The sequence below is a fragment of the Micromonospora sp. DT227 genome (assembly GCF_049841835.1).
In the GTDB taxonomy this organism is placed as follows: domain Bacteria; phylum Actinomycetota; class Actinomycetes; order Mycobacteriales; family Micromonosporaceae; genus Micromonospora.
In genome coordinates this window covers 1,621,680-1,647,928 of record NZ_JBNCLA010000001.1, presented here as the reverse complement: position 1 = coordinate 1,647,928, position 26,249 = coordinate 1,621,680, and the positions used below count along the sequence as shown (strand labels likewise).

23 protein-coding genes are annotated in these 26,249 nt (G+C 73.9%); 11 read left to right on the top strand and 12 right to left on the bottom strand.

The annotated features are described in order from the left end of the window. Window positions 1-35 precede the first annotated feature (35 nt). The 4 genes from ftsE to pruA all read right to left on the bottom strand — a co-directional run bounded on the left by ftsE (window position 36) and on the right by pruA (window position 4,297). Entirely contained in the window at window positions 36-716 is a 681-nt protein-coding gene (gene ftsE, locus ACLQ2W_RS08380) for a cell division ATP-binding protein FtsE (RefSeq protein WP_013284225.1), read from the bottom strand. A gap of 118 nt (window positions 717-834) precedes the next feature. After that, window positions 835-1,956, bottom strand: a complete 1,122-nt coding sequence (prfB, locus tag ACLQ2W_RS08375) for a peptide chain release factor 2 (protein ID WP_405092553.1) — start codon at window positions 1,954-1,956, stop codon at window positions 835-837. Window positions 1,957-2,001: 45 nt separating this feature from the next. Beyond that, entirely contained in the window at window positions 2,002-2,517 is a 516-nt protein-coding gene (locus ACLQ2W_RS08370; RefSeq protein WP_107157710.1) for a PadR family transcriptional regulator, read from the bottom strand. A 151-nt stretch (window positions 2,518-2,668) separates the two neighbouring features. Beyond that, window positions 2,669-4,297, bottom strand: a complete 1,629-nt coding sequence (gene pruA / locus ACLQ2W_RS08365) for an L-glutamate gamma-semialdehyde dehydrogenase (RefSeq protein WP_425785886.1) — start codon at window positions 4,295-4,297, stop codon at window positions 2,669-2,671. A 423-nt stretch (window positions 4,298-4,720) separates the two neighbouring features. Here pruA and ACLQ2W_RS08360 point away from each other — a divergent pair, with 423 nt between their 5' ends. Beyond that, window positions 4,721-5,719: a hypothetical protein gene (locus ACLQ2W_RS08360; RefSeq protein ID WP_425785885.1), complete on the top strand. Its 999-nt coding sequence runs from the start codon at window positions 4,721-4,723 to the stop codon at window positions 5,717-5,719. Window positions 5,720-5,734: 15 nt separating this feature from the next. Here the strand turns inward: ACLQ2W_RS08360 and ACLQ2W_RS08355 are convergent, their stop codons facing one another. Beyond that, window positions 5,735-6,244: a DUF6912 family protein gene (locus ACLQ2W_RS08355; RefSeq protein WP_425785884.1), complete on the bottom strand. Its 510-nt coding sequence runs from the start codon at window positions 6,242-6,244 to the stop codon at window positions 5,735-5,737. 197 nt (window positions 6,245-6,441) lie between these two features. On the opposite strand from ACLQ2W_RS08355, the gene ACLQ2W_RS08350 reads away from it, so the two are divergent. Further along, a complete protein-coding gene (locus ACLQ2W_RS08350; protein WP_091060288.1) occupies window positions 6,442-6,669 on the top strand; it encodes a helix-turn-helix domain-containing protein in 228 nt (75 codons plus the stop codon). A gap of 100 nt (window positions 6,670-6,769) precedes the next feature. After that, the gene (locus ACLQ2W_RS08345) at window positions 6,770-7,438 is read left to right on the top strand and encodes an Rv3235 family protein (protein WP_425785883.1); all 669 of its coding nucleotides are present in this window, start codon (window positions 6,770-6,772) and stop codon (window positions 7,436-7,438) included. Window positions 7,439-7,674: 236 nt separating this feature from the next. Here the strand turns inward: ACLQ2W_RS08345 and secA are convergent, their stop codons facing one another. Then, complete coding sequence (gene secA / locus ACLQ2W_RS08340) at window positions 7,675-10,578, bottom strand: preprotein translocase subunit SecA (RefSeq protein ID WP_425785882.1); 2,904 nt, start codon at window positions 10,576-10,578, stop codon at window positions 7,675-7,677. 170 nt (window positions 10,579-10,748) lie between these two features. Here secA and ACLQ2W_RS08335 point away from each other — a divergent pair, with 170 nt between their 5' ends. Both ACLQ2W_RS08335 and ACLQ2W_RS08330 read left to right on the top strand, forming a co-directional pair. Continuing rightward, the gene (locus ACLQ2W_RS08335; protein ID WP_425785881.1) at window positions 10,749-11,906 is read left to right on the top strand and encodes a GNAT family N-acetyltransferase; all 1,158 of its coding nucleotides are present in this window, start codon (window positions 10,749-10,751) and stop codon (window positions 11,904-11,906) included. Continuing rightward, complete coding sequence (locus ACLQ2W_RS08330) at window positions 11,903-13,009, top strand: GNAT family N-acetyltransferase (protein ID WP_425785880.1); 1,107 nt, start codon at window positions 11,903-11,905, stop codon at window positions 13,007-13,009. The genes ACLQ2W_RS08335 and ACLQ2W_RS08330 overlap by 4 nt, the downstream gene beginning before the upstream one ends. Before the next feature lie 48 nt (window positions 13,010-13,057). Here the strand turns inward: ACLQ2W_RS08330 and hpf are convergent, their stop codons facing one another. The 5 genes from hpf to mtrA form a co-directional block, all read right to left on the bottom strand. Further along, window positions 13,058-13,702, bottom strand: a complete 645-nt coding sequence (hpf, locus tag ACLQ2W_RS08325; protein ID WP_425785879.1) for a ribosome hibernation-promoting factor, HPF/YfiA family — start codon at window positions 13,700-13,702, stop codon at window positions 13,058-13,060. Window positions 13,703-13,952: 250 nt separating this feature from the next. Next, the gene (locus ACLQ2W_RS08320) at window positions 13,953-14,660 is read right to left on the bottom strand and encodes a ComF family protein (protein ID WP_425785878.1); all 708 of its coding nucleotides are present in this window, start codon (window positions 14,658-14,660) and stop codon (window positions 13,953-13,955) included. Between the two features lies 1 nt (window position 14,661). Beyond that, on the bottom strand, window positions 14,662-16,455 hold the full coding sequence (locus ACLQ2W_RS08315; protein WP_425786037.1) for an LpqB family beta-propeller domain-containing protein: 1,794 nt from the start codon (window positions 16,453-16,455) through the stop codon (window positions 14,662-14,664). Window positions 16,456-16,457: 2 nt separating this feature from the next. Continuing rightward, complete coding sequence (gene mtrB, locus ACLQ2W_RS08310) at window positions 16,458-18,212, bottom strand: MtrAB system histidine kinase MtrB (RefSeq protein WP_425785877.1); 1,755 nt, start codon at window positions 18,210-18,212, stop codon at window positions 16,458-16,460. A gap of 13 nt (window positions 18,213-18,225) precedes the next feature. Continuing rightward, window positions 18,226-18,915, bottom strand: coding sequence for an MtrAB system response regulator MtrA (gene mtrA / locus ACLQ2W_RS08305; RefSeq protein WP_091060316.1), 690 nt, complete (start codon window positions 18,913-18,915; stop codon window positions 18,226-18,228). A gap of 216 nt (window positions 18,916-19,131) precedes the next feature. On the opposite strand from mtrA, the gene ACLQ2W_RS08300 reads away from it, so the two are divergent. The 5 genes from ACLQ2W_RS08300 to ACLQ2W_RS08280 are packed head-to-tail and all read left to right on the top strand — an operon-like array spanning window position 19,132 to window position 24,179. After that, entirely contained in the window at window positions 19,132-19,974 is an 843-nt protein-coding gene (locus ACLQ2W_RS08300) for a hypothetical protein (RefSeq protein ID WP_425785876.1), read from the top strand. Next, a complete protein-coding gene (locus tag ACLQ2W_RS08295) occupies window positions 19,971-20,597 on the top strand; it encodes a DUF4129 domain-containing protein (protein WP_425785875.1) in 627 nt (208 codons plus the stop codon). The genes ACLQ2W_RS08300 and ACLQ2W_RS08295 overlap by 4 nt, the downstream gene beginning before the upstream one ends. Beyond that, entirely contained in the window at window positions 20,594-21,886 is a 1,293-nt protein-coding gene (locus tag ACLQ2W_RS08290) for a DUF4350 domain-containing protein (protein WP_425785874.1), read from the top strand. Before ACLQ2W_RS08295 ends, ACLQ2W_RS08290 begins: the two co-directional genes overlap by 4 nt. An 11-nt stretch (window positions 21,887-21,897) precedes the next feature. Further along, window positions 21,898-22,872 (top strand): AAA family ATPase, encoded by a 975-nt coding sequence (locus ACLQ2W_RS08285; RefSeq protein WP_425786036.1) that lies wholly within the window; start codon window positions 21,898-21,900, stop codon window positions 22,870-22,872. Next, window positions 22,869-24,179: a DUF58 domain-containing protein gene (locus tag ACLQ2W_RS08280; protein ID WP_425785873.1), complete on the top strand. Its 1,311-nt coding sequence runs from the start codon at window positions 22,869-22,871 to the stop codon at window positions 24,177-24,179. The genes ACLQ2W_RS08285 and ACLQ2W_RS08280 overlap by 4 nt, the downstream gene beginning before the upstream one ends. A gap of 85 nt (window positions 24,180-24,264) precedes the next feature. On the opposite strand, the gene ACLQ2W_RS08275 is transcribed toward ACLQ2W_RS08280, so the two are convergent. Continuing rightward, on the bottom strand, window positions 24,265-25,227 hold the full coding sequence (locus tag ACLQ2W_RS08275) for a stage II sporulation protein M (protein ID WP_425785872.1): 963 nt from the start codon (window positions 25,225-25,227) through the stop codon (window positions 24,265-24,267). On the opposite strand from ACLQ2W_RS08275, the gene ACLQ2W_RS08270 reads away from it, so the two are divergent. Further along, entirely contained in the window at window positions 25,198-26,181 is a 984-nt protein-coding gene (locus ACLQ2W_RS08270; RefSeq protein ID WP_425785871.1) for an RDD family protein, read from the top strand. The genes ACLQ2W_RS08275 and ACLQ2W_RS08270 overlap by 30 nt on opposite strands. The last annotated feature ends 68 nt before the right edge of the window (window positions 26,182-26,249 follow it).

Sequence of the window (26,249 nt, the reverse complement as noted above, 5' to 3'; positions counted from 1 at the left end):
GTTCGTCGTCGGGGTCTTCGGGCTGCCTTGTCGGCTCAGCCGTAGACGCCGCGGGCCTGGTCGCGCACGATGCGGCCGCTCTCGATCTCGATCACCCGGCGCCGCATCTGGTTCACGATGTTGGAGTCGTGCGTGACCATCACGACGGTCGTGCCGGTGCGGTTGATCCGGTCCAGCAGGCGCATGATCTCGATCGAGGTGTCCGGGTCCAGGTTTCCGGTGGGCTCGTCGGCCAGCAGGATCAGCGGCCGGTTCACGAACGCCCGGGCCACCGCCACACGCTGCTGCTCACCACCGGAGAGCTCGTGCGGGTAGCGGTGCTCCTTGCCACCGAGACCAACCAGCTCCAGCACCTCCGGTACGACCCGACGGGCGACCGCCTTCGTCTTGCCGATCACCTCCAGCGCGAACGCCACGTTCTCGTACGCGGTGCGGTTCGGCAGCAGCCGGAAGTCCTGGAAGACGCAGCCGATGGAACGCCGGAAGTGGGGTCGCTTCCAGGAACGCATCGACGTGACGTCCTTGCCGTTGACGACGACGCGACCCTTGTTGGGCGTGACCTCGTGCAGCAGCAACTTGATGATGGTGGACTTGCCGGAGCCGGATGGACCGATGAAGAAGACGAACTCGCCCTTCTCGATCGAGACGGACACGTTGTCGAGCGAAGGCCGGGACGCCTTCGGGTACGTCTTCGTCACTTGCTCAAGCTGAATCACGGGTCGAGAGTCTACGCGGTGTAACCGCAGAGCCAAGCCCCACGCCCCTCAGATGCGGTGCGCGTCATCGATTTGCCGGGTCAGACCGAGATCGATGACGCGCTGCGTTCGAGGGTGATCACACACTGTCAGCGGTGAGCTGCTGCTGCTTCCGCCAGCGGATACCCGCTTCGATGAAGCTGTCCAGCTCGCCGTCGAAGACCGCGGACGGATTGCCCGTCTCCTGCTCGGTACGCAGATCCTTCACCATCTGATACGGGTGCAGGACGTACGACCGCATCTGGTCGCCCCACGAGCCGGCGGCGTCGGTCTTCAGGCCGGCCATCTTGGCCTGCTCCTCCTGCCGCTTGCGCTCCAGCAGCCGGGCCTGGAGGACCCGCAGCGCGGACGCCTTGTTCTGGAGCTGGGACTTCTCGTTCTGGCAGGTGACCACGATGCCGGTCGGGATGTGGGTGATCCGGACCGCCGAGTCGGTGGTGTTGACGCTCTGCCCGCCCGGGCCGGAGGACCGGTAGACGTCGATCCGCATCTCGTTCTCGGGGATGTCGATGTGGTCGGTCTGCTCCACCACCGGCAGCACCTCGACGCCGGCGAAGCTGGTCTGCCGGCGGCCCTGGTTGTCGAACGGGCTGATCCGCACCAGCCGGTGGGTGCCGGACTCCACGCTGAGCGTGCCGAAGGCGTAGGGCACCTTCACCGTGAAGGTGGCCGACTTCAGGCCCGCCTCCTCGGCGTAGGACGTCTCGTAGACCTCGGTCGGGTAGCCGTGGCGCTCCGCCCAGCGCAGGTACATCCGCAGCAGCATCTCGGCGAAGTCCGCGGCGTCCACGCCACCGGCCCCGGCCCGGATGGCGACCAGCGCCTCCCGGGAGTCGTACTCGCCGGAAAGCAGCGTGCGGACCTCCATCTCCTGGATGGCCTTGGTCAGCCCGGTGATCTCCGACTCGACCTCGGTCAGCGCGGCCGGGTCGGACTCCGCCTGGGCCAGCTCCAGCAGTACGCCGGCGTCGTCGAGCCGGGAGCGCAGGTCGCCCAGCTTGGTGATCTCGCCGTTGACGTACGACAGCTGCGACGTCACCGCCTGCGCCTTGGCCTGGTCGTCCCACAGGTCGGGCGCGGAGGCCTCCTGCTCCAGGCGGGCCTTCTGCTCGCGCAGCTTGTCGAGGTCGAGCACGGCCTCGATGTTGCGCAGCGTGGCGTCGAGTTCCTTGAGCTGTTCGGCATAATCGGCAGCGGTCACGACAGACAAGACTACTGCCTAGTCCAGCGCGTTCGCCGCAGGTGGTCAGCCGGCCGGCGCGGTCTTCAGCCAGGACAGCGCCGCCCGATGGTAGGCGACCGCGAACTCCAGCGCGCTGGCATCGTAGCCGTCGCCCTCCTTCTTCGCGTTCTTGACCTGCTCGCGCACCGCCGCCAGCGCCTCGGTGTGGTACTCGTTGGCCGAGGCGTACAGGTTCTTGAGCTGGCTCGCCGAGTGCAGGTTGCCGAACGCGATCCGCAGCGCCACCGGGTTGCGGATGGTGTCCTTGCCGGGATTCTCCGCGAGCCAGCGGGAGAATGTCCGTTTCCCGGCCGCCGTGAGCGCGTACGGCTGGCTCATCCGCGGCCCGGGCTTGCCGAGACGCACCAGACCCTTCTCGGCCAGCACCGGCAGCTCCCGGTAGACCTGGCTACGGGTCATCGACCAGTACGGCGCCAGCCGGCGCTCGGCGGCGGCCATCAACTGGCCGCCAGTCATCGGGCCGTCGTGCAGCAGGCCGAGCAGGGCCGCCGCCGTCGGGTTGACTCCGGATTCCGCCATGCCCTCTAAGCTGCCACTTTGTCGGCTCTGGCGTCCAGGATTTGCCGTTTTCGCCACTCGTAGGCGGTCCAGAGTGCACCGTCGACCGACGACAGTAAGGAGGGGCCCCTTCTTAACAGACGTCTGTTAAGAAGGGGCCCCTCCTTACACCTCAGCCCATGTGCGGGTAGGTGTGGTCGGTCGGGGGGACGAAGGTTTCCTTGATCGTCCGGGGCGACGTCCAGCGGAGCAGGTTGTGCCAGGAGCCCGCCTTGTCGTTGGTGCCGCTGGCCCGGGCGCCGCCGAACGGCTGCTGCCCGACCACCGCGCCGGTCGGCTTGTCGTTGATGTAGAAGTTGCCGGCCGCGTACCGCATCTTCTCCGCCACCTGGTCGACCACCCGGCGGTCGGTCGCGAAGATCGACCCGGTCAGCGCGTACGGCGCGATCGACTCGGCCTGGGCGACCACGTCGTCGAACCGGGCGTCGTCGAAGACGTGCACGCCCAGGATCGGCCCGAAGTACTCGGTGGTGAACGTCTCGTGCGCGGCGTCCGAGCACTCGAAGAGCGTCGGCCGGACGAAGTATCCGACCGAGTCGTCGGCGGTGCCGCCGGCCAGCACGCGGCAACTGTCGTCGCCCTTGATCAGCTCCAGCGCGGCGGTGTGCCGGCCGAACGCCCGGTCGTCGATGACCGCGCCGCCGAAGTTGCTGAAGTCGGTCACGTCGCCGTAGGTCAGCGCGTCCGCGGAGGCGGCGAGCCGGTCCCGCAGCCCGCCCTCCCAGATGGAGCGCGGCACGTACGCCCGCGAGGCGGCCGAGCACTTCTGGCCCTGGTACTCGTAGGCGCCCCGGAGCAGCGCGGTGTGCAGCGCGTCCACGTCGGCGCTGGTGTGCGCCACCACGAAGTCCTTGCCGCCGGTCTCGCCGACCAGGCGCGGGTAGCCCCGGTAGCGGGCGATGTTCTCGCCGACCGTGCGCCAGAGCTGCTGGAAGACCTTGGTGGAGCCGGTGAAGTGGATGCCGGCCAGGTCGGGGTCGGCGAGCACCACGTCGGAGACCTCCTCGCCGCGCCCGGTGACCATGTTGATCACACCGGGCGGCAGGCCGGCCGCCTCGAACAGCCGCATGGTGAAGTGCGCGGCGAACTGCTGGGTCGGGCCCGGCTTCCAGACCACGGTGTTGCCGAGCAGGGCCGGCGCGGACGGCAGGTTGCCGGCGATGGCGGTGAAGTTGAACGGCGTGACCGCGTAGACGAAGCCCTCCAGCGGCCGGTGGTCGAAGCGGTTCCACACGCCCGGCGAGGACATCGGCTGCTCGGCCAGGAGCCGGCGGGCGAAGTGGACGTTGAACCGGAGGAAGTCGATCAGCTCGCAGGCGGCGTCGATCTCGGCCTGGACGGCGGTCTTGGACTGGCCCAGCATGGTGGCCGCGTTGAGCGTGTCCCGCCAGGGGCCGGCCAGCAGGTCGGCGGCGCGCAGGAAGATCGCGGCCCGCTCCTCGAACGGCAGTGCCCGCCACATCGGGGCGGCGTCCTTGGCCGCCTCGACGGCGGCGCGGGCGTCGTCGTGGGTGGCGTGCCCGGTGACGCCCAGCACGTGCGCGTGCTTGTGCGGCTGGACGACGTCGATCGACTCGCCGCCGGCCATCCGCTGCGCGCCGGCGATGGTCATCGGCAGCTCGATCCGCTCGGCGGCCAGGTCGGCCAGCCGCCGCTGGAGCCGCTCCCGGTCGGCGCTGCCGGGCTCGTAGGTGTGGACCGGCTCATTGCGCGGCTCGGGGACGGAGAACACGGCGTCCATCACAGGCTCCTGTGCGATCTCGACGGCGATGGCGAAACCGGACCCGCGGGCACCGGCCGGGCGGCCGGGTGCCGGACACCACGCGGCGGACCGGTCGCGGCGGCGGGACCTGCGCCGATTCTGTCACGCGGCGTTCCCGTCGGCCCGGGCTCCCCGGGTGCGGGCCGGGAGATCGGACGCACCCACCCTCTCCGGACCATCGGCAGGAGTGGCCCCCACCCGACGAAACGTCAGAACAGAGAGCTTCGGGTCGACGATTCGTCAGTGCCCTCGTCGGGCCGAACGGCGGCAGCCCCGCCGTCCCCGCCGGCGGCCGGCCACCGCGGCGGGCCCGCCGGGGCGGCGTCGCGGGACGCGTACGCTGGATGGCCGGTGACCTGCCCGGCCCGCGCGGGCGATCCGGCAGCCGTCGAAAGGGAGACGATGAGCAACCAGCCCGGCAGCTCCACGGCCGCGGAACCGGACCGGCCCGTGGCCGACGCGCCGCCCGTCGCCGGCCAGGTCGGCACCGCCGCCGGCCGGCCGGGGTACGCGCCGGGCGCGCTGCCGCTGGCCGTGCTGTCGCTCGCCTGGCTGGTGGCCATGCTCTGGTCGACCCGGGAGGCGATCACCTCGACCGCGGCCGGGGTCACCGCGATCAGCCTCTCCGCGTACGCGCTCCCCGGCGTGATCACCGCGGCGCTGGTCACCGGCGCCACCGTCGCGCTGGCGGCCACGAACCGGCTGGACCGCGCCTCGCTGCGCTTCCTGGCCACCGTCGGCGCCGGCCTGCTGGTCGGGCTCGCCACCGCGGTGGGCGTCAACCTCACGTACGCCGACAACGCCACCACCAACACCATCGCCGGCACCACGGCCGCCGCCGCGATCATCGGCGGGGCGATGGCCGGCGCGCGCCAGGCGCGGGTGGTGGCCGGTCTCGCCGCCGCCACGCTCGCCGCGCAGGTCTTCGTGGTGCTGTTCAGCCGCGCCCGGGACCCGCTCTCCGACCTGTTCGGCGCCGGGGAGACGCAGCAGTCGGTGCTGGACGCCGCCAAGTGGGTGTCCCGGACGGAGTCGCTGCTCGCCGGGCTGATCGCCGGCCTGGTGGCGTACCTCTACCTCGCCTGGTCGCGCCGGCGCGCGGAGCGCCGGGACGGCGGGGCGTCGTCGCTGCGCTGGCCGGCGTACCTGGTGGCCGGCGCCGGCGCCGGGCTGCTCCTGCTGCTCACCGAGGTGATCATCCGGATCGGCGGGCGCGGGCTGCTCGACCTGGCCGCCGCGCTCAGCGAGGCCGACCAGGTGGCGCAGACCGCGCTCGGCACCTCCCGGGTGGACAACGCGATCTGGGTGCTCTTCGTGGGCGCGCTCACCACGCTCATCGTCTTCGGGCGCACGCTCGGGCCGCGCGCCGTCGACGACGAGGAGGACGAGCCGGCGGCCTGAGCCGCCCGGCGGCCCTCAGCCGGCGTCGCGCAGCAGCAGGTCCAGCTCCGTGACGTCGTACCACTCCAGTTCGTGGTCCTCGACGCCGTCGACGGTGAACTGGGCGTCGGGGTCACCGGCCTGCGCCTGCGCCGCCACGTCGGCGGCGGCGGCCACGTCCCCGGCCGCGTCCGCGCCGTCCACGTGGATCGCGGCGACGGCCTTCACCGGCACCGGCCCGGCCGGCCGGACCACGCTGGAGCCCAGCTCGCCGGCGACCCGGTCGACCGCGCGGGCCGGCAGGTCGGCCGAGACCACCACCCGCCGCCGGGGAGCGCCGGGATCGGCCCGCAGCAGGAGCAACGCGTCCTGGGCGGCCCGGGTGAAGGCGACGTACTCCAGCTCCTCCTCGTCGCCCTCGGCGTACCACTCGCGCAGCTCCGGGGTGACCGCGTGCGCCGCCTCGGCGGCCAGGCCCTCGTCCCGCAGCCGGGCCAGCATCGGGACGGTCGCCGGCAGGTACACCCGGACAAGCTCGTCGGTCACCGCACTCTCCCCGCACTCTCCGCCGCTCGCCGGCGGACGCCGGCTCCGGGCGCCGATCATGCCGTACGCCGACACCGTCATACACCCGGCACCCGCCGGGGAGAAGCGTCCCACCGGTGTGTCCGCCGAAGCGGGCGTCAACGGTGTCGCTCGCTGGTGGCAAACTGAGGCAAACGAAGCCAACCCCGGGAGTCACCGTGGAGTCGAGGTTCCTGCTGCTCTCCGACGTCGCCGCCGAGCTGAACGTCTCGGACTCGCAGGTCTACCACATGGTCCGGAGCGGTGAGCTGCCCGCGATCAAGATCGGCGGCCGGGGTCAGTGGCGGGTCGAACGCGCCCGCCTGGAGGAGTACATCGAGCGCAAGTACGCCGAGACCGCCGAGTGGGTACGCGGCAACCCGTTGGGCGAGCGCGACGTGGAGTGACCTTCCACGAACCGTGAGCCATTGACGCGTACGCTTTTCATGCTCGAAGATGAGGGTTGTCGGAGGCAAACACAGGCAAACGTAGGATTCGAGGGCTGACATGGTTGACACCCGCCGTCCCCGGGCACCGCGTCCACCGGTCCGTCTCCGCCCCGCCCCGCCGCTCGACCCGCCCTGCACCGACGAGGACGCGGTCTGGAGCCACGTCGGCCAGCTCGCGCTCGACCTGGTCGACAGGCGTCGCCGGGAATCCGACCGGCCCGCCAACCGGGCTCCGGACCGCGCTCCCAGCTGGCCGCGCTGGTCCGTCTCCGGCGCGCCCCGCACCGCCCCGGGCGAGGGCAGCACGCTCTGCGACGCCGGCGCGAGCGGGGACGGCGACGCGCAGCCGGCCGCCGGGCCACCACCGTCCACCCTCGCCGCCGCCACGCCCGAGGCTGCGCGGGCGGCCCACCGGTTCGTGCGCACGTTCCTGGAGATCGTCAACGGCTTCCGGCCGCCCGGGCAGCTCCGGCCGCTCTGCCTGCCCGAGGCCGCCGCCCAGGTGTCGGCCGAGCTGACCCGGGCGGCCCGCCGGGTCACCCCGGTCCGCCGCCGCAGCGCCCGGCCGGCCCTGCTCCTGCGCCGGCTGCGCGTCTGTGAACCCCGGGCCGGCGCGGTGGAGGCCACCGCCGTGTTCGCCGGTATGGGCGGCACCGGTTGGGCCATCGCCGTGCGCCTGGAACACCGCCGCGGCAACTGGCTCTGCCTCGTCCTGGACGTGCTCTGACCCGCCCTCCTCGTCAATCGGCAGCACCCCCGCCTCCGCGGCCGTGATCATGAGGTTGACGGCAGTGTTGATCTCCATTGATGCCGTCAACCTCATGATCAACCACATCGCGGACTCCTTGACGACCCCACTCACAGGTCGACCTACGCACACCAGCGCAGACAGGAGCCCCGACGGGCCACCTGACGCCGACGGGCCCCGGCCGGTGGCCGGGGCCCGTCGGGCTAGCGCTGGGGTCAGTTGCCGCCGTTGGGCGAGCCGTGGCAGCGCTTGTACTTGCGGCCGGAGCCGCACGGGCAGGGCGCGTTCCGCGACGGGCCCTCACCGCCGTCGACCTGGGGGGACGCGGAGCGCCGGGCGGCACTGCTCGCGGCAGCCGCCTGGCCGCTCGCCCCGGCCGGAGTCCGGCGCGGCGTCGAGGCGGCCGGGCGCTCCGGCGCGGGCTGGCCGATGCCCAGCGCCGGCGCCTGCTGCTCGACCCGCTCGATCACCGGGGCGCCGCGACCGGCCTCGCCGTCGACGGCGGGCGCGGAGTATTGCAGACCCTGCTGCTGCGGCGTGCGGTTGAGACCCTTGGCCCGGATCTCCACCGGCTTCTCCAGCAGCGCCACCTCCTCGGCCTCCGGCGCGGCCTCCTCGACCTGCACGTCGAGGTTGTAGAGGAAGCCGACCGTCTCCTCCTTGATGCCGTCCATCATGGTGGCGAACATGTCGAAGCCCTCGCGCTGGTACTCGATGACCGGGTCGCGCTGGGCGTACGCCCGCAGGCTGATGCCCTCCTGGAGGTAGTCCATCTCGTAGAGGTGCTCGCGCCACTTGCGGTCGATCACCTGGAGCAGGACCATCCGCTCCAACTGGCGGACCGCCTCCTCGCCGAGGGTCTCCTCGCGCCGGTCGTACGCGGCGTGCGCGTCCTCCTTGAGGCGGGCGAGCAGGAAGTCCTGGTCGAGGCCGGCCCGGGAGCCCACCTCCTCCTCCAGCTCCTCGACCGTGACGCCGACCGGGTAGAGCTGCTTCAGGCTGGACCAGAGCTGGTCGAGATCCCAGTCCTCCGCGTAGCCGTCGCTGGTGGCGCCCACCACGTACGCGCCGACCGTGTCGTCGATCATGTTGCGGACCTGGTCGGAGAGGTCCTCGCCGTTGAGCACCCGGAGGCGCTCGGCGTAGACCACCTGGCGCTGCTTGTTGAGCACCTCGTCGTACTTCAGGACGTTCTTGCGGATCTCGGCGTTCTGGCCCTCGATCTGGGCCTGGGCGCTCTTGATCTGGCGGGTGACCATCTTCGACTCGATGGGCACGTCCTCCGGGATGTTGAAGCGGTCCATCACCGCCTCGACCGCGCCCGCGCGGAACCGCTTCATCAGCTCGTCCTGGAGCGACAGGTAGAACCGGGACTCGCCCGGGTCGCCCTGCCGGCCGGCCCGGCCGCGGAGCTGGTTGTCGATCCGGCGGGACTCGTGCCGCTCGGTGCCCAGCACGTAGAGCCCACCGGCGGCGGCGACCTCCTCCGCCTCGGCGTCGCAGGCCTGCTTCCAGGTCGGGAGGATCTCCTCCATCGCCTTGGCGTACTCCTCCGGCTGCTCGACCGGGTCGAGGCCGCGCTGGCGGAGGTCGTTGGCGGCGAGGAACTCGGGGTTGCCGCCGAGCAGGATGTCGGTGCCCCGGCCGGCCATGTTGGTGGCGACCGTGACCGCGCCCTTGCGCCCGGCCTGGGCGACGATCTCCGCCTCCTTGGCGTGGAACTTCGCGTTCAACACCGCGTGCGGGATGCCGCGGCGGCGCAGCATGTGCGACAGGATCTCGGAGTTCTCCACCGAGACGGTGCCGACCAGCACCGGCTGGCCCTGCTCGTGCCGCTCGGCGATGTCCTCCACCACGGCGTTGAACTTGGCCTTCTCGGTCTTGTAGATGACGTCGGGCTTGTCCATCCGGACCATCGGCCGGTGCGTCGGGATGGACACGACGCCGACCTTGTAGACCTTGTTGAACTCGCCCGCCTCGGTCTGCGCGGTGCCGGTCATGCCGGACAGCTTCTCGTAGAGGCGGAAGTAGTTCTGGAGGGTGATGGTGGCCAGGGTCTGGTTCTCCTGCTTGATCTCCACCCCCTCCTTGGCCTCGATCGCCTGGTGCATGCCCTCGTTGTAGCGGCGGCCGTGCAGGATGCGGCCGGTGAACTCGTCGACGATCAGGACCTCGCCGTCGCTGACGATGTAGTCCTTGTCGCGCTTGTAGAGCTCCTTGGCCTTGATGGCGTTGTTCAGGTAGCCCACCAGGGGCGTGTTGACCGACTCGTAGAGGTTGTCGATGCCGAGTCGGTCCTCGACCCGGGCCACCCCGCGCTCGCTGACCGCGATGGTGCGCTTGGCGTGGTCGACCTCGTAGTCGCCCTCGCCGTCGGTGCCGGGCTGGAGCCGGGCCACCACCCCGGCGAACTCCTGGTACCACCGGGCGGAGTGCTCGGCCGGCCCGGAGATGATCAGCGGGGTGCGGGCCTCGTCGATGAGGATCGAGTCGACCTCGTCGACCACCGCGAAGAAGTGGCCGCGCTGGACCAGTTCCTCCTTCGACCAGGCCATGTTGTCGCGCAGGTAGTCGAAGCCGAACTCGTTGTTGGTGCCGTAGGTGATGTCGCACTCGTAGGCCGCGCGGTGCTCGGTGGAGGGCCGGTTCGGCAGCACCACCCCGACGGTGAGCCCGAGGAACTCGTGCACCCGGCCCATCCACGCGGCGTCGCGCTCGGCCAGGTAGTCGTTCACGGTGATCACGTGCACGCCCTTGCCGGCGAGCGCGTTCAGGTAGACCGGCATGACCGAGGTCAGCGTCTTGCCCTCACCGGTCTTCATCTCGGCGATGTTGCCGAAGTGCAGCGCCGCGCCGCCCATCACCTGGACGTCGTAGGGGCGCTGACCGAGCACCCGCGAGGCGGCCTCACGGCACACCGCGAACGCCTCGGGCAACAGGTCGTCGAGGGTCTCGCCGTCGGCGAGCCGCTCCTTGAACTGGTCGGTCATGCCGCGCAGCTCGTCGTCGTCGAGGTTGACGTAGTCGTCCTCGATCGAGTTGACGGCGGCCGCGATGGCCTTCAGCCGACGCACCATGCGGCCCTCGCCGGCGCGAAGGACCTTTTCCAGAATCGACACGGATCAACGCTCCCCTAGACGGTCTCGAACCATCGTAGGCGCTCCGACGCGGCGATGGTCACTGGTGGCGGCGGTCCGAACCCGGGAACCCGACATAACGCCGCGGGCACGCGGGCAGCAACCGCTAATCGGGTTACGCCGTCCGCGAACGATCCGGCACCATGGCTCGGATGGAGCCTGTGGAGATCATCGAGGACGGGCTGTTGCTGCGCCCCTGGCGGGCGGCGGACGCCGACGCGGTGCACCGCGCCTGCCAGGACCCGGACATCCAGCGCTGGACCACCGTACCTCGCCCGTACCGGCCCGAACACGCCCTCGCGTTCGTGACCACGGTCGCCGCGACGGCCTGGGCGACGGGTGCCGGCGCGCCGTTCGCGGTCTGCGACGCCGACAGCGGCGAGCTGCTCGCCTCGTGCGGCCTGGTCTCCGTCGACCGCGCGCTCGACTCGGCCGAGGTCGGCTACTGGACCGCGCCCTGGGCGCGGGGCCGGGGCGTCGCGGTCCGCGCCGTCCGCGCGGTCGCCCGCTGGGCGTTCGACGCGCTCGGCCTGCGCCGGCTGACCTGGCAGGCCGAGATCGGCAACCACGCGTCCCGGCTGGTCGCGCTGCGGGCCGGCTTCCGGGTCGAGGGAGAGCTGCGGCTGGCCCACCCGGCCGACGGCGGCCGGCCGGAGGGGTGGATCGGCTCGCTGCTCCCGACCGGGCTGGCCGCGCCGGGCGACCCGGTCCCGTACGGTCCGACCACGCTCCAGGCCCGCCGGGCGGCCGTCTTCGGCCGGCCGCAGCCCGTCCTGTTCGCCACCGCCGGCGGCACCGAGCTGCGGCTGCGCCCGCTCGAGGAACGCGACCTCCCCGACATCACCCGCACCTGTCAGGACGAGCAGACGGTGCGCTGGACCACGGTGCCGCACCCCTACCGACCGGAGGACGCCGAGGGCTACCTGCGGGACCTGGTGCGGCCGGCCTGGGCCCGGGGCACCGCCGCGATGTTCGCGGTGGCCGACCCGGACGACCACTACGTCGCCTCGATCGACCTGCGCATCCTCCCCACCGACCCGCTGGTCGCCGACGTCGGCTTCATGACCGCCCCGGCCGCCCGGGGGCGGGGCTACCTGCCGGCCGCGCTCACCGCGCTCTGCGCCTGGGGGTTCACCACGCTCGGCCTGGCCCGGGTCGAGTGGCGGGCCAACGTGGGCAACACCGCGTCCCGGCGGGCGGCCGAGAAGGCCGGCTTCACCGTCGAGGGCACGCTGCGCGGCGGCGTCCAGCACCGCGGCGAACGGCAGGACATGTGGATCGGCGGCCTGCTGCCCCAGGACCTGGTGTGACCCCGGAGACGATCGAGGGGTACGGGGTCCGGCTGCGCCCCTGCGACCCGGCGGACGTGCCCGGGACGGTGGCCGGCTGCGCCGACCCGGAGACCCGGCGGTTCATCCCGCGGCTGCCCGACCCGTACGACGCGGACAGCGCGCGGTGGTGGATCACCGAAGGGGCACCGGCCGCCCGGGCGGCGGGCGGGGCCGCGTACACGATCGCCGACCCGGTCACCGACCGGCTGCTGGGCAGCATCGGCCTGACCCGGCTCAGCGCCGAGCGGGCGACCTACGAGATCGGCTACTGGGTGGGGCCGTCGGCGCGCGGCCGGGGCGTGGCGACCGCCGCCACCCGGCTGCTGACCGAGCGGGCCTTCGCCGCCGGCGCGGCCCGGCTGGAACTGCTCACCCACCAGGAGAACGTGCCGAGCCAGCGGACGGCGCTGACCTGCGGCTACCGGCGCGAGGGCGTACGGCGGGGCGCCGGCACGCCACGCGACGGCGTCCGCCCCGACCTGGTCGTCTGGGCGCGGCTGGCCGACGACCCGCCCGGGCCGACCGCCCGGCCGCTGCCGGACCTGCCCGACGGCCGGCTCACCGACGGCGTGGTGACGCTGCGCCGCGTCGAACCGGCGGACGAGGACATGATGTACCGGCTGCACACGCTGCCGGAGGTGGTGGCGAGCCGGGTGCCGCCGGCGCCGCCGGACCGGGCGTCGATCGCCCGCCGGTGCCGGCTCGCGGCGAGCCACTGGCTGGCCGGCGACGCCGCCGACCTGACCGTCGTCGACGCCGCCACCGGCACGCCCGTGGGCGGTTGCCTGCTGGCGTACGACGAGCCGGCCACCGGTCAGGCGATGCTGGGCTACAGCCTGCTGCCCGAGGCCCGCGGCCGGGGGCTGGCCAGCGGGACGGTCCGGCTCGTCGCCGACTGGGCCTTCGGCGTCGGGGTGGCCCGCCTCTGGGCCGGCACCCGACCGGAGAACGTCGCCTCCCAGCGGGTGCTGGAGCGGGCCGGTTTCCAGCGGGAGGGCCTGCTGCGCGGGCGGCTGCCCGGCCTGGCCGGCACCCGCACCGACACGGTGATCTTCGGTCGGCTGGCCTCGGACGCGCAGTGAGACGGAGCCCCCGCCGGCGGGCGGGGGCTCCGGGTCGTCGGCCAAGGGTCAGGTGTCGAGCGAGATGATCCCGTAGTCGTAGGCGCGTCGACGGTAGACCACGCTCGGACGGCCGGACTCCTTGTCCAGGAACAGGTAGAAGTCGTGGCCGACCAGTTCCATCTGGAACAGCGCGTCGTCGACGGTCATCGGTTCGGCGGGGTGGACCTTCTCCCGGGCGATGTGCCACGGCTGGTCGTCGGGTTCCTCGTAGCCGGCGGCGTCGGGGCGTTCCGCCACGGCGGTGGCCGTGGCGTGCCCGTTCAGCGACGCCAGCCCGGGCCCGTCGAGGTCGGCCACCGGCAGCCCGGCGGTCGCGGCGGCCACCGAGAGCGGCGCGTGCCGCCCGCGGTGCACCCGGCGGCGGTCGGCCGCGCGGCGGAACCGGGTGTCCAGCTTGGCGATGGCGGCGTCGAGCGCGCTGTAGAAGTCGTTCGTGCAGGCCTCGGCCCGGATCACCGGGCCCCGCGACACGCAGGTGATCTCCACCCGCTGGCAGTGGTCGGCCTGGCGCGGATTGCGCTCGTGGAACAACTCGACATCCACGCGAATGAGTTTGTGGTCGTAGCGTTCGATCTTCGCGAGTTTTTCGGCTACGTGCACCCGGTAATGGTCCGGCACTTCGACGTTACGGCCCTTGACCACGATGTCCACGTGACCTCCCTTGTTCGGACGGTCGTTCGGTCCGGATCTTCCGGTCGACGCGCCTGGGACGGCCCCGCTCGGCGTCGACCGGTGATGTACGGCTACGCCTCCTTCCAGTGCCGGGGGAAGGTTGGCATCCTCACTACCCCCGACACGGAAACGCTAACTCCTGTTCGGTCACCAGTCACCCCCGGTTGTCGAGAGCGGTCGGGAAAATTAACACCTCATACACCATGGGGTGAAACGGAACCACGAAGCGTCACCGAGGCCGCCGCTTTTGCGTTGCGGCGAGCACCGCCGCGACCTTTGGCGTCATTCCCGCGCGGTGCAATTTCCGGCTCACCGCCGCCAGCGTGGCACCGGTGGTGACGATGTCGTCGAGCAGCACCACCGTCCCCGCCGGCGCCGCCGTCCCCGGCCGGCGCAACCGGAACGCCGCCTCCGCCGCCGCGGCCCGGCCGGCGCTGTCCAGCACCACCGAGTCCGGCCGGGGCAGCGCCCGCAGCGGTCGCAGCACACGAACCGGCCAGCCGGCCGCGCGCAGCCGGGCCGCGGCGGGCCGGACCAGCCGCTCCAGGTGGTCGCCGTACCGGGCCCGGGCCGCGCGGGTGGTGTCCGGCACCGCCACCAGCGTCACCGGGCCGGGCCGGCCCACCGCCACCGCCACCACCTCGGCCAGCAACGCGCCCAACGGCCGGGCCAACCCGTGTCGGCCCCGTTCCTTGTACGCCAGCAACCCCTCGCGCAGCGCCCCGCCGTACGGGCCGAGGGCGACGCAGGGCGGCAGGCCGGGTGGGGCCGGATCGGGCCGGGTCGACGCGGGCCGCAGCGCCTGAAGCTCGGCCACGCAGCGCGGGCAGAAGCCCTGCCGCAGCGCCGGGGAGCGGACCGCGCACCCGGCGCACCCGGTGGGCAGCACCAGATCGGTCAGGTCCGACCAGAGGCCGCCCAGGTCCGGCACCGGCATCTCAGTAGAAGAAGAACGGTGCGGTCGGGTTGGCCGGCCGGCCGCCCGCCGGCAGGTCCAGCACCTGCTCCGGCGTGACGAGGTCGAACGGGTTGTTCCGCCAGGCACTGCCGGCGGTCTCGAACATGAACGAGAGCGCGGGCAGCCCGCCACCACCGCCGCCCGGGTATCCCGCCAACTGGGTCACCGCGGCGCCGATCCCGGACTTCAGCGTGGAGCCCAGGCCGCCGTCGATGCTGAGCTGGTGGATGGCCGAACGCCGGTCCGGGTCGTTGCCGGCGATCACCAGTTGGTCCTCCGCGATCCAGTCGACCGCCGTCACGCCGGTGAGCAGCGTGGGCAGCCGGCGGGGCTGGCCCAGGGTGACCACGCCGCCCTCCACGCTCACCGGCGCCACGTAGACCGCGCCGCCGCTGACCAGCGCGATCCGGTGGCCGTCGAGGGAAGCGGCGACCGCCACGACGCTTCCGGAGACGTTCAGCGGGACGGGGCTCAGCGTGGCCGTACCGTCGAACCGGTAGAGCTTGCCGTCGGCCGCCACCAGACCCGCCGGATGGTCCGTGGCCAGCGAGCGCAGCCAGGTGGGCCGGCTCATCGTCTGGAACCCGGCCTTCGGGTCGCTGGTGTTGAACACCGCCACCGGTTCCGGCCCGGTGCCCACCTTGAGCCGGAGCCGCCGGTCCGCCCCGGTCACCACCAGCGCGGCCAGCACCTGGTCCTCGGCGCGGGCGAGGGTCGCCGAGACCACGTTCCGGTTCTCCGCGGCCGGCAACGGGACGACGGCCCGCTGCTCGGTGCCGATGGCGAGTGGATGGATGACGCCGTCGTAGACGCTGAACCGGGTGGGATTCGCGCCCCTCGGGTACGCGGGATGGGTGTCGCGCTCCCGCTCCAGGTCGACGCTGAGCCGTTTCTGGTTCTGGATCTTCAGCTCGAGTTGCCCGGTCAACTCCGGCAACGACCAGGCGAGCTGGGTGCCGAGCCGGGCCAACCGACCCTCGTTGGCGCCCGGCATGGTCAGGTTGACCTCCCACTGGGAGTCCGCGCCGGTGGCGTTGTTGATCGGGCGGGTGCCGTCCGGGAGCCCGGTCACCCCGGACTCCAGCCAGTCGGACGGGCCACCGGCCAGCCACTTCACCACCTCGGTGACGCGCCGCTCGGCCGACACCGACGACGGCAGGTAGCGCAGGTCGGGCACCAGCCGGGTCAGGTCGGAGTTCCAGAAGTAGACGGTGCGCGTGCGGTAGTACTGGCGCAGCGCCGTGTCGCTGGTCAGCAGCACGTTCGGCAGGCTCGTGATCAGCAGCCCGGTCCCGGCCGGCTCGGCCCGCCGCAACTGGAAGACGTACTCGGTCTCGGTGGCCCCCGGCGGGCCGAGGGTGCCGTCGGCCCGCAGCACCCCGACCTGCTGCACCTTGATCGTGACCCGGCTGGTGCCCTGGTTGTTCGGCGGGGTGCTCTCCTTCGCCCGCAGCCGGACCACGGTGAGTTCGACCTCGCTGGTCTGCGGCTTGCCGGGCAGCAGTTCCCGGGCCTCCGGGGCGAGGAACTTCTGGGCCCGGGTGTACGCCTGGTCGCGCTCTCCGGCAGCCGCCGCGCTCAGGTAGTTCTCGATGAACGGCACCGGCTCGTCGCTGTCGGTCGGCGCGGGCGGCGAGGCCGGCGGGCCGTTGAGCGAGCCGGCCTCGCCGGCCGGCACCGAACCGTCGACCTGGACGTCCGTCTGGGCCGGAATGCCGCACCCCGCCGGCAGCAGGACGCCGGCCAGCAGCACGGCCAGCAGTCGCCGGGGCACGTTCACGGCCCCACCTCCATCCGCGCGGAGTCGTCGGCGGGGCCGACGGCCAGCGCGCCGGCGCCGCTGCCCGGACCGATGGCGAGCAGGCCACCGTCGCGGGGGCCGCCGAACGGCAGAGCCGCGTCGGCCGGCACCAGCCGCAACGGCGAGGTGGTCAGTCGGTCGCCGGCCCGCGCCGGCAGCGTGAGCCGGAACTGCGCGCCCTGCCCGGGTGCGCCCCACGCCTCCAGCCAGCCGCCGTGCAACCGGGCGTCCTCCACGCTGATCGACAGGCCCAGGCCGGTGCCGCCGGTCTGCCGGGCCCGGGACGGGTCGGCCCGCCAGAACCGGTTGAAGACCAGCTTCTCCTCCCCCGGCTTGAGCCCGACGCCGTGGTCCCGCACGGTGATCGCCACCGCGCTCTGGTCGACGCCCAGCGTGACCCGCACCGGCTTGGCCTCACCGTGCTCGACCGCGTTGCCGACCAGGTTGCGCAGCACCCGCTCGACCCGGCGCGGGTCCACCTCGGCGATCACCGGAGCGTCCGGCAGGTCCAGCTCGATGGTCACCCCGACCCGCTCGGCCAGCCCGGCCAGGCGCTCGACCACCCGGTGCACCACCGGCACCAGATCGGTCGGCTCGCTGTCCAGCACGGCGAAACCGGCGTCGAACCGGCTGATCTCCAGCAGGTCGGTGAGCAGCTCCTCGAACCGGTCCAGCTCGGCCTGGAGCAGCTCGGCGCTGCGCGCCACCGCCGGATCGAACTCGTCCCGTTCCGCGAAGATCAGGTCGGCCGCCATCCGGACCGTGGTCAGCGGCGTCCGCAGCTCGTGCGAGACGTCCGAGGTGAACCGGCGTTGCAGCCGGGACATCTCCTCCAGCCGGAGGATCTGCCGTTGCAGGTTGGTCGCCATCTGGTTGAACGAGGCGGCGAGCAGGGCCAGGTCGTCCTCACCGGAGACCACCATGCGCTGGTCGAGCAGACCGGCGGAGAGCCGCTGGGCGGTGCGCGCGGCCACCCGGACCGGCGTCACCACCAGCCGGGTCACCAGCGCGGCCAGCAGGCCGAGCAGGAGCACCAGCGCGACGCCGGTGGCGACCACGGTGGCCCGGGCGTCCGCCGCGGTGGCGTCCTGCCGGGCCAGGGGTACGAGGTAGTAGAGCTCGACCTGCCCGAACCGGGTGGGCACCGGGGAGCCGTAGACCAGGTACTTCGTGCGGTCGTCGCCGAGCGTGCCGGTGCGGATCTGGTGGGCCACCTTGCCGGACGCCACGGTGGCCCGCAGCTCGTCGCCGATCACCGGGCGCACCGGCACGTCCGGGGAGACGCGGGGCTCGATGAACTCGGCGAAGTTGTCGGCGGTGATCGCCACCACCACGCCGCTGGTCTGCGCCGGGTCCCCGCCGGCCAGGTAGTTGACCGTGCCGTCGATGGTGTCCTGGAGCTGGGCCTCCTGCGGCTGGCTGTAGAGGTTGAACTGCTTCGCCGCGTACTCGCTGCCGTTGCTCAGCCGCATCCGCACGTCGGTCTCGGCGTTCTCCAGCAGGATGTTGGTGATCTTGTCGGCGATCAGGTAGGCGAAACCGCCCACCAGCAGACTCGACGCCACAAGTGTGATGGTGACCACGCGCACCTGGAGCGACCGCCGCCAGGCCTGGCGCACGCCGGCGGCGAACCGCGTCGACCGGCCGGCCAACGCGCGCCAGAGCGCCCGCGCGGCGCGTAGCCGGCGGGGCGAGGCGGTCGGCGGGTCGGGCAGCGGGGCGGTCAGCACAGTGCTGACCAGGTTATCCGGTGCCCGCCTTGTAGCCCACGCCCCGGACCGTGAGGATGATTTCGGGTCGCTCCGGATCCGGCTCGATCTTGGCCCGCAGCCGCTGCACGTGCACGTTGACCAGCCGGGTGTCGGCGGCGTGCCGGTACCCCCACACCTGCTCCAGCAGCACCTCCCGGGTGAACACCTGGCGGGGCTTGCGGGCGAGCGCGACCAGCAGGTCGAACTCCAGCGGCGTCAGCTTGACCTCCTCGGCGTCCCGGCTGACCGTGTGCGCCGGCACGTCGATGGTGATCTGGTTGCCGGGCGGGCCGATGGTGAGCAGCTCCGGCGCGACGTCCTCGCCGCGACGCAGCCGGGCCCGCATCCGGGCCACCAGCTCCTTGGGCTTGAACGGCTTGACCACGTAGTCGTCGGCGCCGGACTCCAGCCCCAGCACCACGTCGACCGTGTCGCTCTTGGCGGTCAGCATCACGATCGGCACCCCGGACTCGGCGCGGATCGCACGGGCCACGTCGATGCCGCTCATGCCCGGCAACATCAGGTCGAGCAGGACGATGTCGGGCCGGCTGTCGCGGAACGCGGCCAATGCCCGTTCTCCGTCGGCGACGAAGGACGGCACGAAGCCCTCGCTGCGCAACACGATGCCGAGCATCTCGGCAAGGGCGGGGTCGTCGTCGACCACGAGTACGCGGGCTCTCATGGGGTTTATCGTTCCATCCCCGTTCATCTGGAGGGTCGGAGTCTTTCCCGGCACGGTAGCGCCGAGCGCGCCCCCGCACCACAGCTGACGGCGTGGTCACCAGCGTGGCGCGCCGCGACGGACGGGTCCACCGGATGCGGACCCGCCGTGCAACCATGATCCCCCGGGTGCCCCGCCGCCCGCCACCTCTGCTGCCCTGCCCGCCCGGGAGTACGCGTGTCCGACGTCGGCCCGACCGCGGTGCTCCCGCGCCGTCCGCTGACCGTGGGTGAGCTGCTCGACGCCGCCGTGCTGCTGCTCCGCGACCAGGCCCGGGTGCTGCTGCCGCTCGCCGTCGCGCTGGCCCTCGTCGAGCAGGCCGTGCTGTACCCGGTGCGGCTGCTCGCCGGCGCGCACCCGCCCGGCTGGTGGCCCGCCGGCGGGGAGTCGTTCGGCTGGTACTGGCTGCTGCTCGCGGCCGGCGCCGGCACCGAGGCGGCGATCATCGCGCTGCTGGGCAACCCGGCCGCGCGGGGCGGCGCGGCGGCGCTGCTCGGCCACCGCCGCGCGCCGTCGGAGCTGCTCCACGAGGCCCGTCCGGGCGCGACGCTGCTGGCCGCGGGCTCGGTCGGGCTCGCCGTCGGCCTCGCCGGGCTGGCCGGGCCCGCCTGGTTCGTCGCGTACGGGCTGCTCGGCCTCGTGGTGCCGGTGCTCGTGCTGGACGGGGTGCCGACGCACCGGGCACCGGGACGGGCGATCCGGCTGGCCGGCCGGGTGGGCGGGCGCGCCGCCGCCGTCCGGCTGCTCGGCTACCTGGGCTGGTGGCTGGTCCGGGTCGGCATCGGGCTGGGCGTCCCCTACGGTCTCGGGCTGCTCGACCTGTTCGACGTGTCGGCCTGGGCGCTGCCGGTCGCCGTCGTCGCGCAGGCGGCGGTGAACGCGCTCGCGTACCCGGCGTTGGCCTGCCTGGACGCGGTGCTGCACCTGGAGACCCGGATGCGCACCGAGGGGCTGGACATCCGGCTCTCCCGGGCGCCGGCCGGCGTCCCGGAGCCGGTGCTGCTGGCGGTCGAGCGGTGAGCCGCTGGTGGACCGAGACGGTGGCCGCGCTGGGCGACGTGGTGCCGCTGCCGCTGGTCGCGCTGCTCCTGCTGGCCGCCGCGCTGCTGACGGCGCTGGCCTGGCACTCCTTCCCGGCCTGGGTGCCCCGCCGACTGCCCCGGATCAGGCTGCCCCGGATCAGGCTGCCCCGACCGCGACTGCCCCGGCTCCGCCTGCCCCGGATGCGCCTGCCCCGGATGCGCCTGCGCCGTCCCGCCCGCCGGCAGCGGCCCGACCCGCCGGTGCGCGTCCCCGCGCCCCGGTCCGCGCCGCCGGCACCCGTCGGCGGCCCGGCGACGGCCGACCGGCTGGCCGCCGAGGGTCGCTACGCCGAGGCGGTGCGGGAACGGCTCCGGGACATGGTCCGGCTCCTGATCACCCGGCAGGTGGTGGAGCCACGGGCCGGACTCACCGTCACCGAGCTGACCGAGGCGGCGGCCCGGACCCGCCCGGCGGTACGGCCCACCCTGCACGCCGCCGGCACGATCTTCTCCGACCTCTGGTACGCCCAGCGTCCCGCCACCGCCGGCCACGACCAGCGGATGCGCGCGCTCGCCGCCGAGCTGCGCCGCGAACTGACCGGCGAGGAGGACACGTGGTGACCGTCGCCCCCGCCCCGGCCCGGCCCGCGGCCCCGCCGGCGTCCCGTCGCCGGTGGCACCGCACCGTCGTCCCGCTCGGGCTGGCCACGCTGCTGATCGGGGCCACCGTGGTGCTGCACGCGGTCGACCAGCCCGACCCGGACGAGCGCGGCTTCCTCTCCCCCGTCGCCGGCGACGACGACGGCGGCAGCCGGCTCGCCGAGGAGCTACACGCGCAGGGCGTGCCGCTACGCCGGGAGACCGACACCGCCGGGGCGCTGCGGGCCGCCCGCGTGGCACCGAGCACGCTCTTCGTGCCCGCACCCGACCTGGTGCACCCGGACACGCTCACCGGGCTGACCGCACTGCCGCCCGGCAGCCGGCTGGTGCTCGTCGAGCCGTCCCGCCGGGTGCTGGCCGAGCTGGGCACGTCCGTCGAGCCGGCCGGTCGCCGGTGGGCCACCCGGGCGCTGCCACCGGATGCCGGGGGCGCGGAGTGCCGGCTGCCCGAGGCGGTCCGCGCCGGCACCGCCGCGGTCGACCACCAGCGGTACGCCGGGCCCGAGCGCGCCGACCGCTGCTACGGCGGCGCGCTGCTCCGGATCCCGGCCGGCACCGAGGTGGTGCTGGTGGGCGCCAGCGACCCGTTCCGCAACGACCGGATCGACGAGTGGGGCAACCGGGACCTCGCCACCGGCCTGCTCGGCGCCACCGGTCGTCCGCTGGTCTGGCTGGACCTGCCCGCGCCCGACCCGGCCCCGACCGGGACCGGCGCGTCGCGGACCACCGAGACCGAGGCTCCGCCGACGCCCCGCCGCACCGCCGAGCGCCCCGACCGGGCGGACCCGCCGCGGCGCGCCGACAACCCGTTGTGGGACGCGTTCCCGGCCTGGTTCTGGGCGATCCTGGCGCAGCTCGCGCTGGCCGGGCTGCTGGTGGTGCTCTGGCGGGCCCGCCGCCTCGGGCCACCGGTGACGGAGCCGCTGCCGGTGACCGTCCGCGCCGCCGAGACCGTCCGCGGCCGGGCCCGCCTCTACCGGCGGGCCGGCGCCCGGGACACCGTCGCCGCGACGCTGCGCGCCGCCGCCCGGGACCGCGTCCTGCCCCGGCTCAACCTGCCGCCCGACACCCCGGACGACGAGGTGGCGGCCCGGGTCGCGGCGGCGACCGGCGACGACCCGGAGCGGGTGGCCGGGCTGCTGCACGGCCCCGCCCCGGACGACGACCGGGAGCTGCTGGAGCTGGCCCGGGCGCTGGACACGCTGACCCGTACCCTGGCCCCGCCCCCGAGCGAAGGAGAACCCCGGTGACCGGACCCGTCATCGCCGCCGAGTCGCCCGCCGCCCCGTCCGACGCCCGCGCCGCCCTGCACCGGCTGCGCGCCGAGGTGGCCAAGGCCGTGGTCGGCCAGGACGCGGTGGTCACCGGCCTGGTCATCGCGCTGCTCTGCCGGGGGCACGTGCTGCTGGAGGGCGTTCCGGGGGTGGCCAAGACGCTGCTGGTGCGCACGCTCGCCGCCGCGCTCGACCTGGACGCCAAACGAGTGCAGTTCACTCCCGACCTGATGCCCGGCGACGTCACCGGCTCGCTGATCTTCGACCCGCACACCGCCGCGTTCACGTTCCGCGAGGGGCCGGTCTTCACCAACCTGCTCCTCGCCGACGAGATCAACCGCACCCCGCCGAAGACGCAGTCCGCGCTGCTGGAGGTGATGGAGGAACGGCAGGTCACCGTCGAGGGCGAGCGCCGTCCGCTGCCCGAGCCGTTCATCGTCGCGGCCACCCAGAACCCGGTCGAGTACGAGGGCACCTACCCGCTGCCCGAGGCGCAGCTCGACCGCTTCCTGCTCAAGCTGACCGTGCCGCTGCCGGGGCGGGACGAGGAACTGGGTGTGCTCCGCGCGCACCACGCCGGCTTCGACCCACGCGACCTGCGCGCCGCCGGCGTACGCCCGGTGGCCGGCGCGGCCGACCTGGCCGCCGCCCGTGCGCAGGCGCACGCCGTGCACGTGGCCGAGCCGGTGCTCGGCTACATCGTGGACCTCTGCCGGGCCACCCGGGCCGCTCCCGCGCTGGAGCTGGGCGCCTCGCCCCGGGGCGCGACCGCGCTGCTCGCCACCGCCAAGGCGTGGGCCTGGCTGGCCGGCCGCGACCACGTCACGCCGGACGACGTGAAGGCGGTGGCCCGCCCGACGCTCCGGCACCGGCTCCGGCCGCGACCGGAGGTGGAACTGGAGGGCGTGACGGCCGACGCCGTGCTCGACTCGGTGCTGGCCACCGTGCCGACGCCGCGATGACCTGGCGGGCGGGCCTGCTGCTCGCGGCCGGCGCCGGAACGCTGCCGGCCTGGCCGGCGCCGTTTCTCGGCGTCGCCGTGCTGACCGCGACGGTGCTGCTGCTGGTCGCCCTGGACCGGGCGCTCGCCGCCCCGCCGCAGGCGCTCACCGCCACCCGCACCGGCGACCGGACCGTCCGGCTCGGCGGCACCGCCACGGTCACCCTGCACCTGGCCAACCCCACGGACCGGACGCTGCACGCCCAGGTCCGCGACGCGTGGGTGCCGTCCGCCGGGGCGCGTCCCGGGCGGTCGCCACGGGAGACGCTCACGGTCCCGCCCGGCGGCACGGCCACGTTGCCGGTCCACCTCACCCCGACCCGGCGCGGCGACCGGCCGGCGGTGGCGTTGACCGTCCGCTCGCTGGGGCCGATGCGCCTGGGCTTCCGGCAGCGCGCCGAACGGCCCGGCACGCCACCGTGGACGCTGCGCGTGCTGCCCCGCTTCGACTCCCGCCGGCACCTGCCGGAGAAGCTGGCCCGGCTGCGGATCATCGACGGCGTCCAGGTGACCCGGGGACGCGGCCACGGCACCGAGTTCGACACCCTGCGCGAGTACGCCGTCGGCGACGACGTCCGGTCGATCGACTGGCGGGCCAGCGCGCGCCGCGCCGACGTGCTGGTGCGCACCTGGCGACCGGAGCGGGACCGGCGGCTCGTCTGCGTGCTGGACACCGGCCGCACCTCGGCGGTCCGGCTCGGCGACGAACCCCGGCTGGACACCGCGATCGACGCGGCGTTGCTGCTCACCGCGCTGGCCGCCCGCGCCGGTGACCGGGTGGACCTGCTCGCCGTGGACACCGCCGTACGGGCCCGGGTGACCGGCGGCAACCGGCCGGCGCTGCTCACCCGGTTGGTCGAGGCGATGGCGCCGCTCCAGCCGGCGCTTGTCGAGACGGACTTCGAGCTGATCGCCGGTGAGCTGCTGCGCCGGGAGCGGCAGCGCAGCCTGCTGGTGCTCTTCACCGCGCTGGACGCGGGCGCGCTCCGGGAAGGGCTGCTGCCGGTGCTGCCGCGGCTGGCCGCCCGGCACCGGGTGGTGCTGGCGGCCACCCACGATCCGGTGCTGGCCGGGCTCGCCACCGCCACCCCGGTCGGCCCCGACGACCCGTACGCGGCCGCGTCGGCGTGGCGGGCGCTGGCCGAGCGGGACCGGGTGCGGGCCGCGCTGTCCCGCCACGGCGTGACAGTGGTGGACGTCCCCGCCGACCGACTGGCCCCCACCGTGGCCGACACCTACCTACACCTGAAGTCCCTCGGCCAGCTCTGACCCCACCCCCGGGGCTCCTCCGCCCTGATTCACGGAAACAGTGGCTCTCGCGGGCTCCACAGCCACTGTTTCCGTGAATCTGCGGTCAGTGGCGGAGGGTGCGCGGAGTGGAGGACGCGGCGCGGCGGCCCAGGATGAGCGCGTACGCCAGGAAGGCGGCCCAGACGGTGGCGCCGGCCGCGACCCGCACGGCCGTCGGCACCGGCGCCGGGGTGACGAACGCCTCCAGCAGCGCGGAGACGGCGAACAGCCCGACCAGGCCGACCGCGACCACCATGGCCGACCGCCCCGCCTCGGCGACCGCCCGGCCGCGCCCGAGGTGCGCGGGCGGGGCGATCCACGCCCAGGCGGTGCGCAGCCCGACCCCGGCGGCGACGTAGATGCCGGTCAGCTCCAGCAGGCCGTGCGGCGTGATCAGGCCGAAGAAGACGTCCGCCCGGTCGTAGGAGACCATCACGCCGCCCACCACGCCGATGTTCAGCGCGTTCTGCCACAGGAGCCAGAACACCGGCACCACCAGCACGCCGGCGGCCAGGCACTGGGCCGCCAGCCAGGCGTTGTGCGTCCACAGGTGGAACGCGAACGTCGGCGCGGCGAACTCGGTGTAGTAGCCGGCGAAGCCGGAGTCGACGAGCTGCCGGGCCGACTCGGCGCCGATGAACGCGGCGGCGGTGTCCGGGTGGCCGGCGACGAACCAGATGAGGAAGACGCTCAACGCGCTGAAGCCGGTGGCGACGCCGCACCACCAGGGCCAGGCCCGGTAGAGGGCGGCCGGCAGGTCGGCCAGCAGGAACCGGCGTACCGCCGCCCAGGACGGCCGGGGCCGGCCGATGATCCGGGCGCGGGCGGCCAGGACCAGGTGGGACAGGTGACCGAGCAGCGCCGGCTCGGGGGCGCGGCTGCGCAGCACGGACAGGTGGGTGGCGGTGCTCTGGTAGAGCGAGACCAACTCGTCGACCTCGGCCGCGTCCAGCCGGCGCCGGCCGGTCAACTGCTTCAGCCGCCGCCACTGCACACCGTGCTCCGCCACGTACGCGTCGAGATCCACTCGTTCATGGTGTTCACTGTCGGGGTGCGCGCGCAACCTCCCCCGCCCTCCCGGTGGGCCGACGCCGGTCTGGTCAGCGGCGAGGCGGTGGAACTGGACGTCCGGGCCGCCCGGCTGGGTTCCCGGGTGCTCGCCCTGCTGATCGACCTGGTCGTCCAGCTCGGCCTGGCGCTGGTGCTCGGTGCGGCGCTGTCCATGCTGGTGCTCGCGCTGCCGCCGGACCTGATGGACGCCGCGCTGGCCGGCGGCCTCCAGGTCGTGCTGCTGGTGCTGGTGCTGGTCGGCTACCCGGTGGTGATGGAGCGGTTCGTCGGCGGCCGGACGGTGGGCAAGCTGGCGGTGGGACTGCGGGTGGTACGGGCCGACGGCGGGCCGGTCGGGGTCGGGCAGTCGCTGGCCCGGGCGCTGGTGGGCGTCGCGGTGGAGTGGCCCGGCCTGGTGCTGCCGCTGCTGAGCTGGGCGGCGACCGTGACGGTGATGCTCACCGACCAGCGCGGCCGACGGCTGGGCGACCTGGTGGCCGGCACGCTCGTGGTGCACACCCGGGGCGCGTCGGTGTGGCGGCCGTTGCCGCCGGCCGTGCCGCCGCTGCTCGCCTGGGCGGGCACGCTGGACCTGACCCGGGTGGACGACGGGCTCGCCCTGGCCGTCCGGCAGTACGTGGACCGGCTCCCCCAGCTCGCCGCCGCGGACCGGGTGCGGCTGGGCCGGGAGCTGTGGGCGGAGGTGGCCGCGGTGACGTCACCGCCGCCGCCGTGGACCGCGCCGGAGTGGGCGTACCTGGCCGCCGTGCTGGCCGAGCGCAGGCGACGGGCCGGGTACCGGCTGGGCCGGGCCCGCGCGGTCAGCGGCGCGCTCTGGCCGGAGCTGGCCCCGGCCCCGGCCGCGACGCCCGGCGTTCCGCTGCGGCGGGCCGCGCCGGAACCCGCCGGGCCCGATCCGGTACGCCGCTGAGCGCGGCAGGCCGGCTCAGGGACCGGGCCGGCTCAGGAGACCGGGGCAGCTCGGGAGACCGGGCCGGC

Excerpts from the sequence above, each read along its gene's own strand:
- ACLQ2W_RS08370 (WP_107157710.1), bottom strand. The coding sequence starts at position 2,517 with ATGGCGGAATCCGGAGTCAACCCGACGGCGGCGGCCCTGCTCGGCCTG.
- pruA (WP_425785886.1), bottom strand. The coding sequence starts at position 4,297 with ATGGACGCCGTGTTCTCCGTCCCCGAGCCGCGCAATGAGCCGGTCCAC.
- ACLQ2W_RS08360 (WP_425785885.1), top strand. The coding sequence starts at position 4,721 with ATGAGCAACCAGCCCGGCAGCTCCACGGCCGCGGAACCGGACCGGCCC.
- ACLQ2W_RS08345 (WP_425785883.1), top strand. The coding sequence starts at position 6,770 with ATGGTTGACACCCGCCGTCCCCGGGCACCGCGTCCACCGGTCCGTCTC.
- ACLQ2W_RS08335 (WP_425785881.1), top strand. The coding sequence starts at position 10,749 with ATGGAGCCTGTGGAGATCATCGAGGACGGGCTGTTGCTGCGCCCCTGG.
- ACLQ2W_RS08320 (WP_425785878.1), bottom strand. The coding sequence starts at position 14,660 with ATGCCGGTGCCGGACCTGGGCGGCCTCTGGTCGGACCTGACCGATCTG.
- mtrA (WP_091060316.1), bottom strand. The coding sequence starts at position 18,915 with ATGAGAGCCCGCGTACTCGTGGTCGACGACGACCCCGCCCTTGCCGAG.
- ACLQ2W_RS08280 (WP_425785873.1), top strand. The coding sequence starts at position 22,869 with ATGACCTGGCGGGCGGGCCTGCTGCTCGCGGCCGGCGCCGGAACGCTG.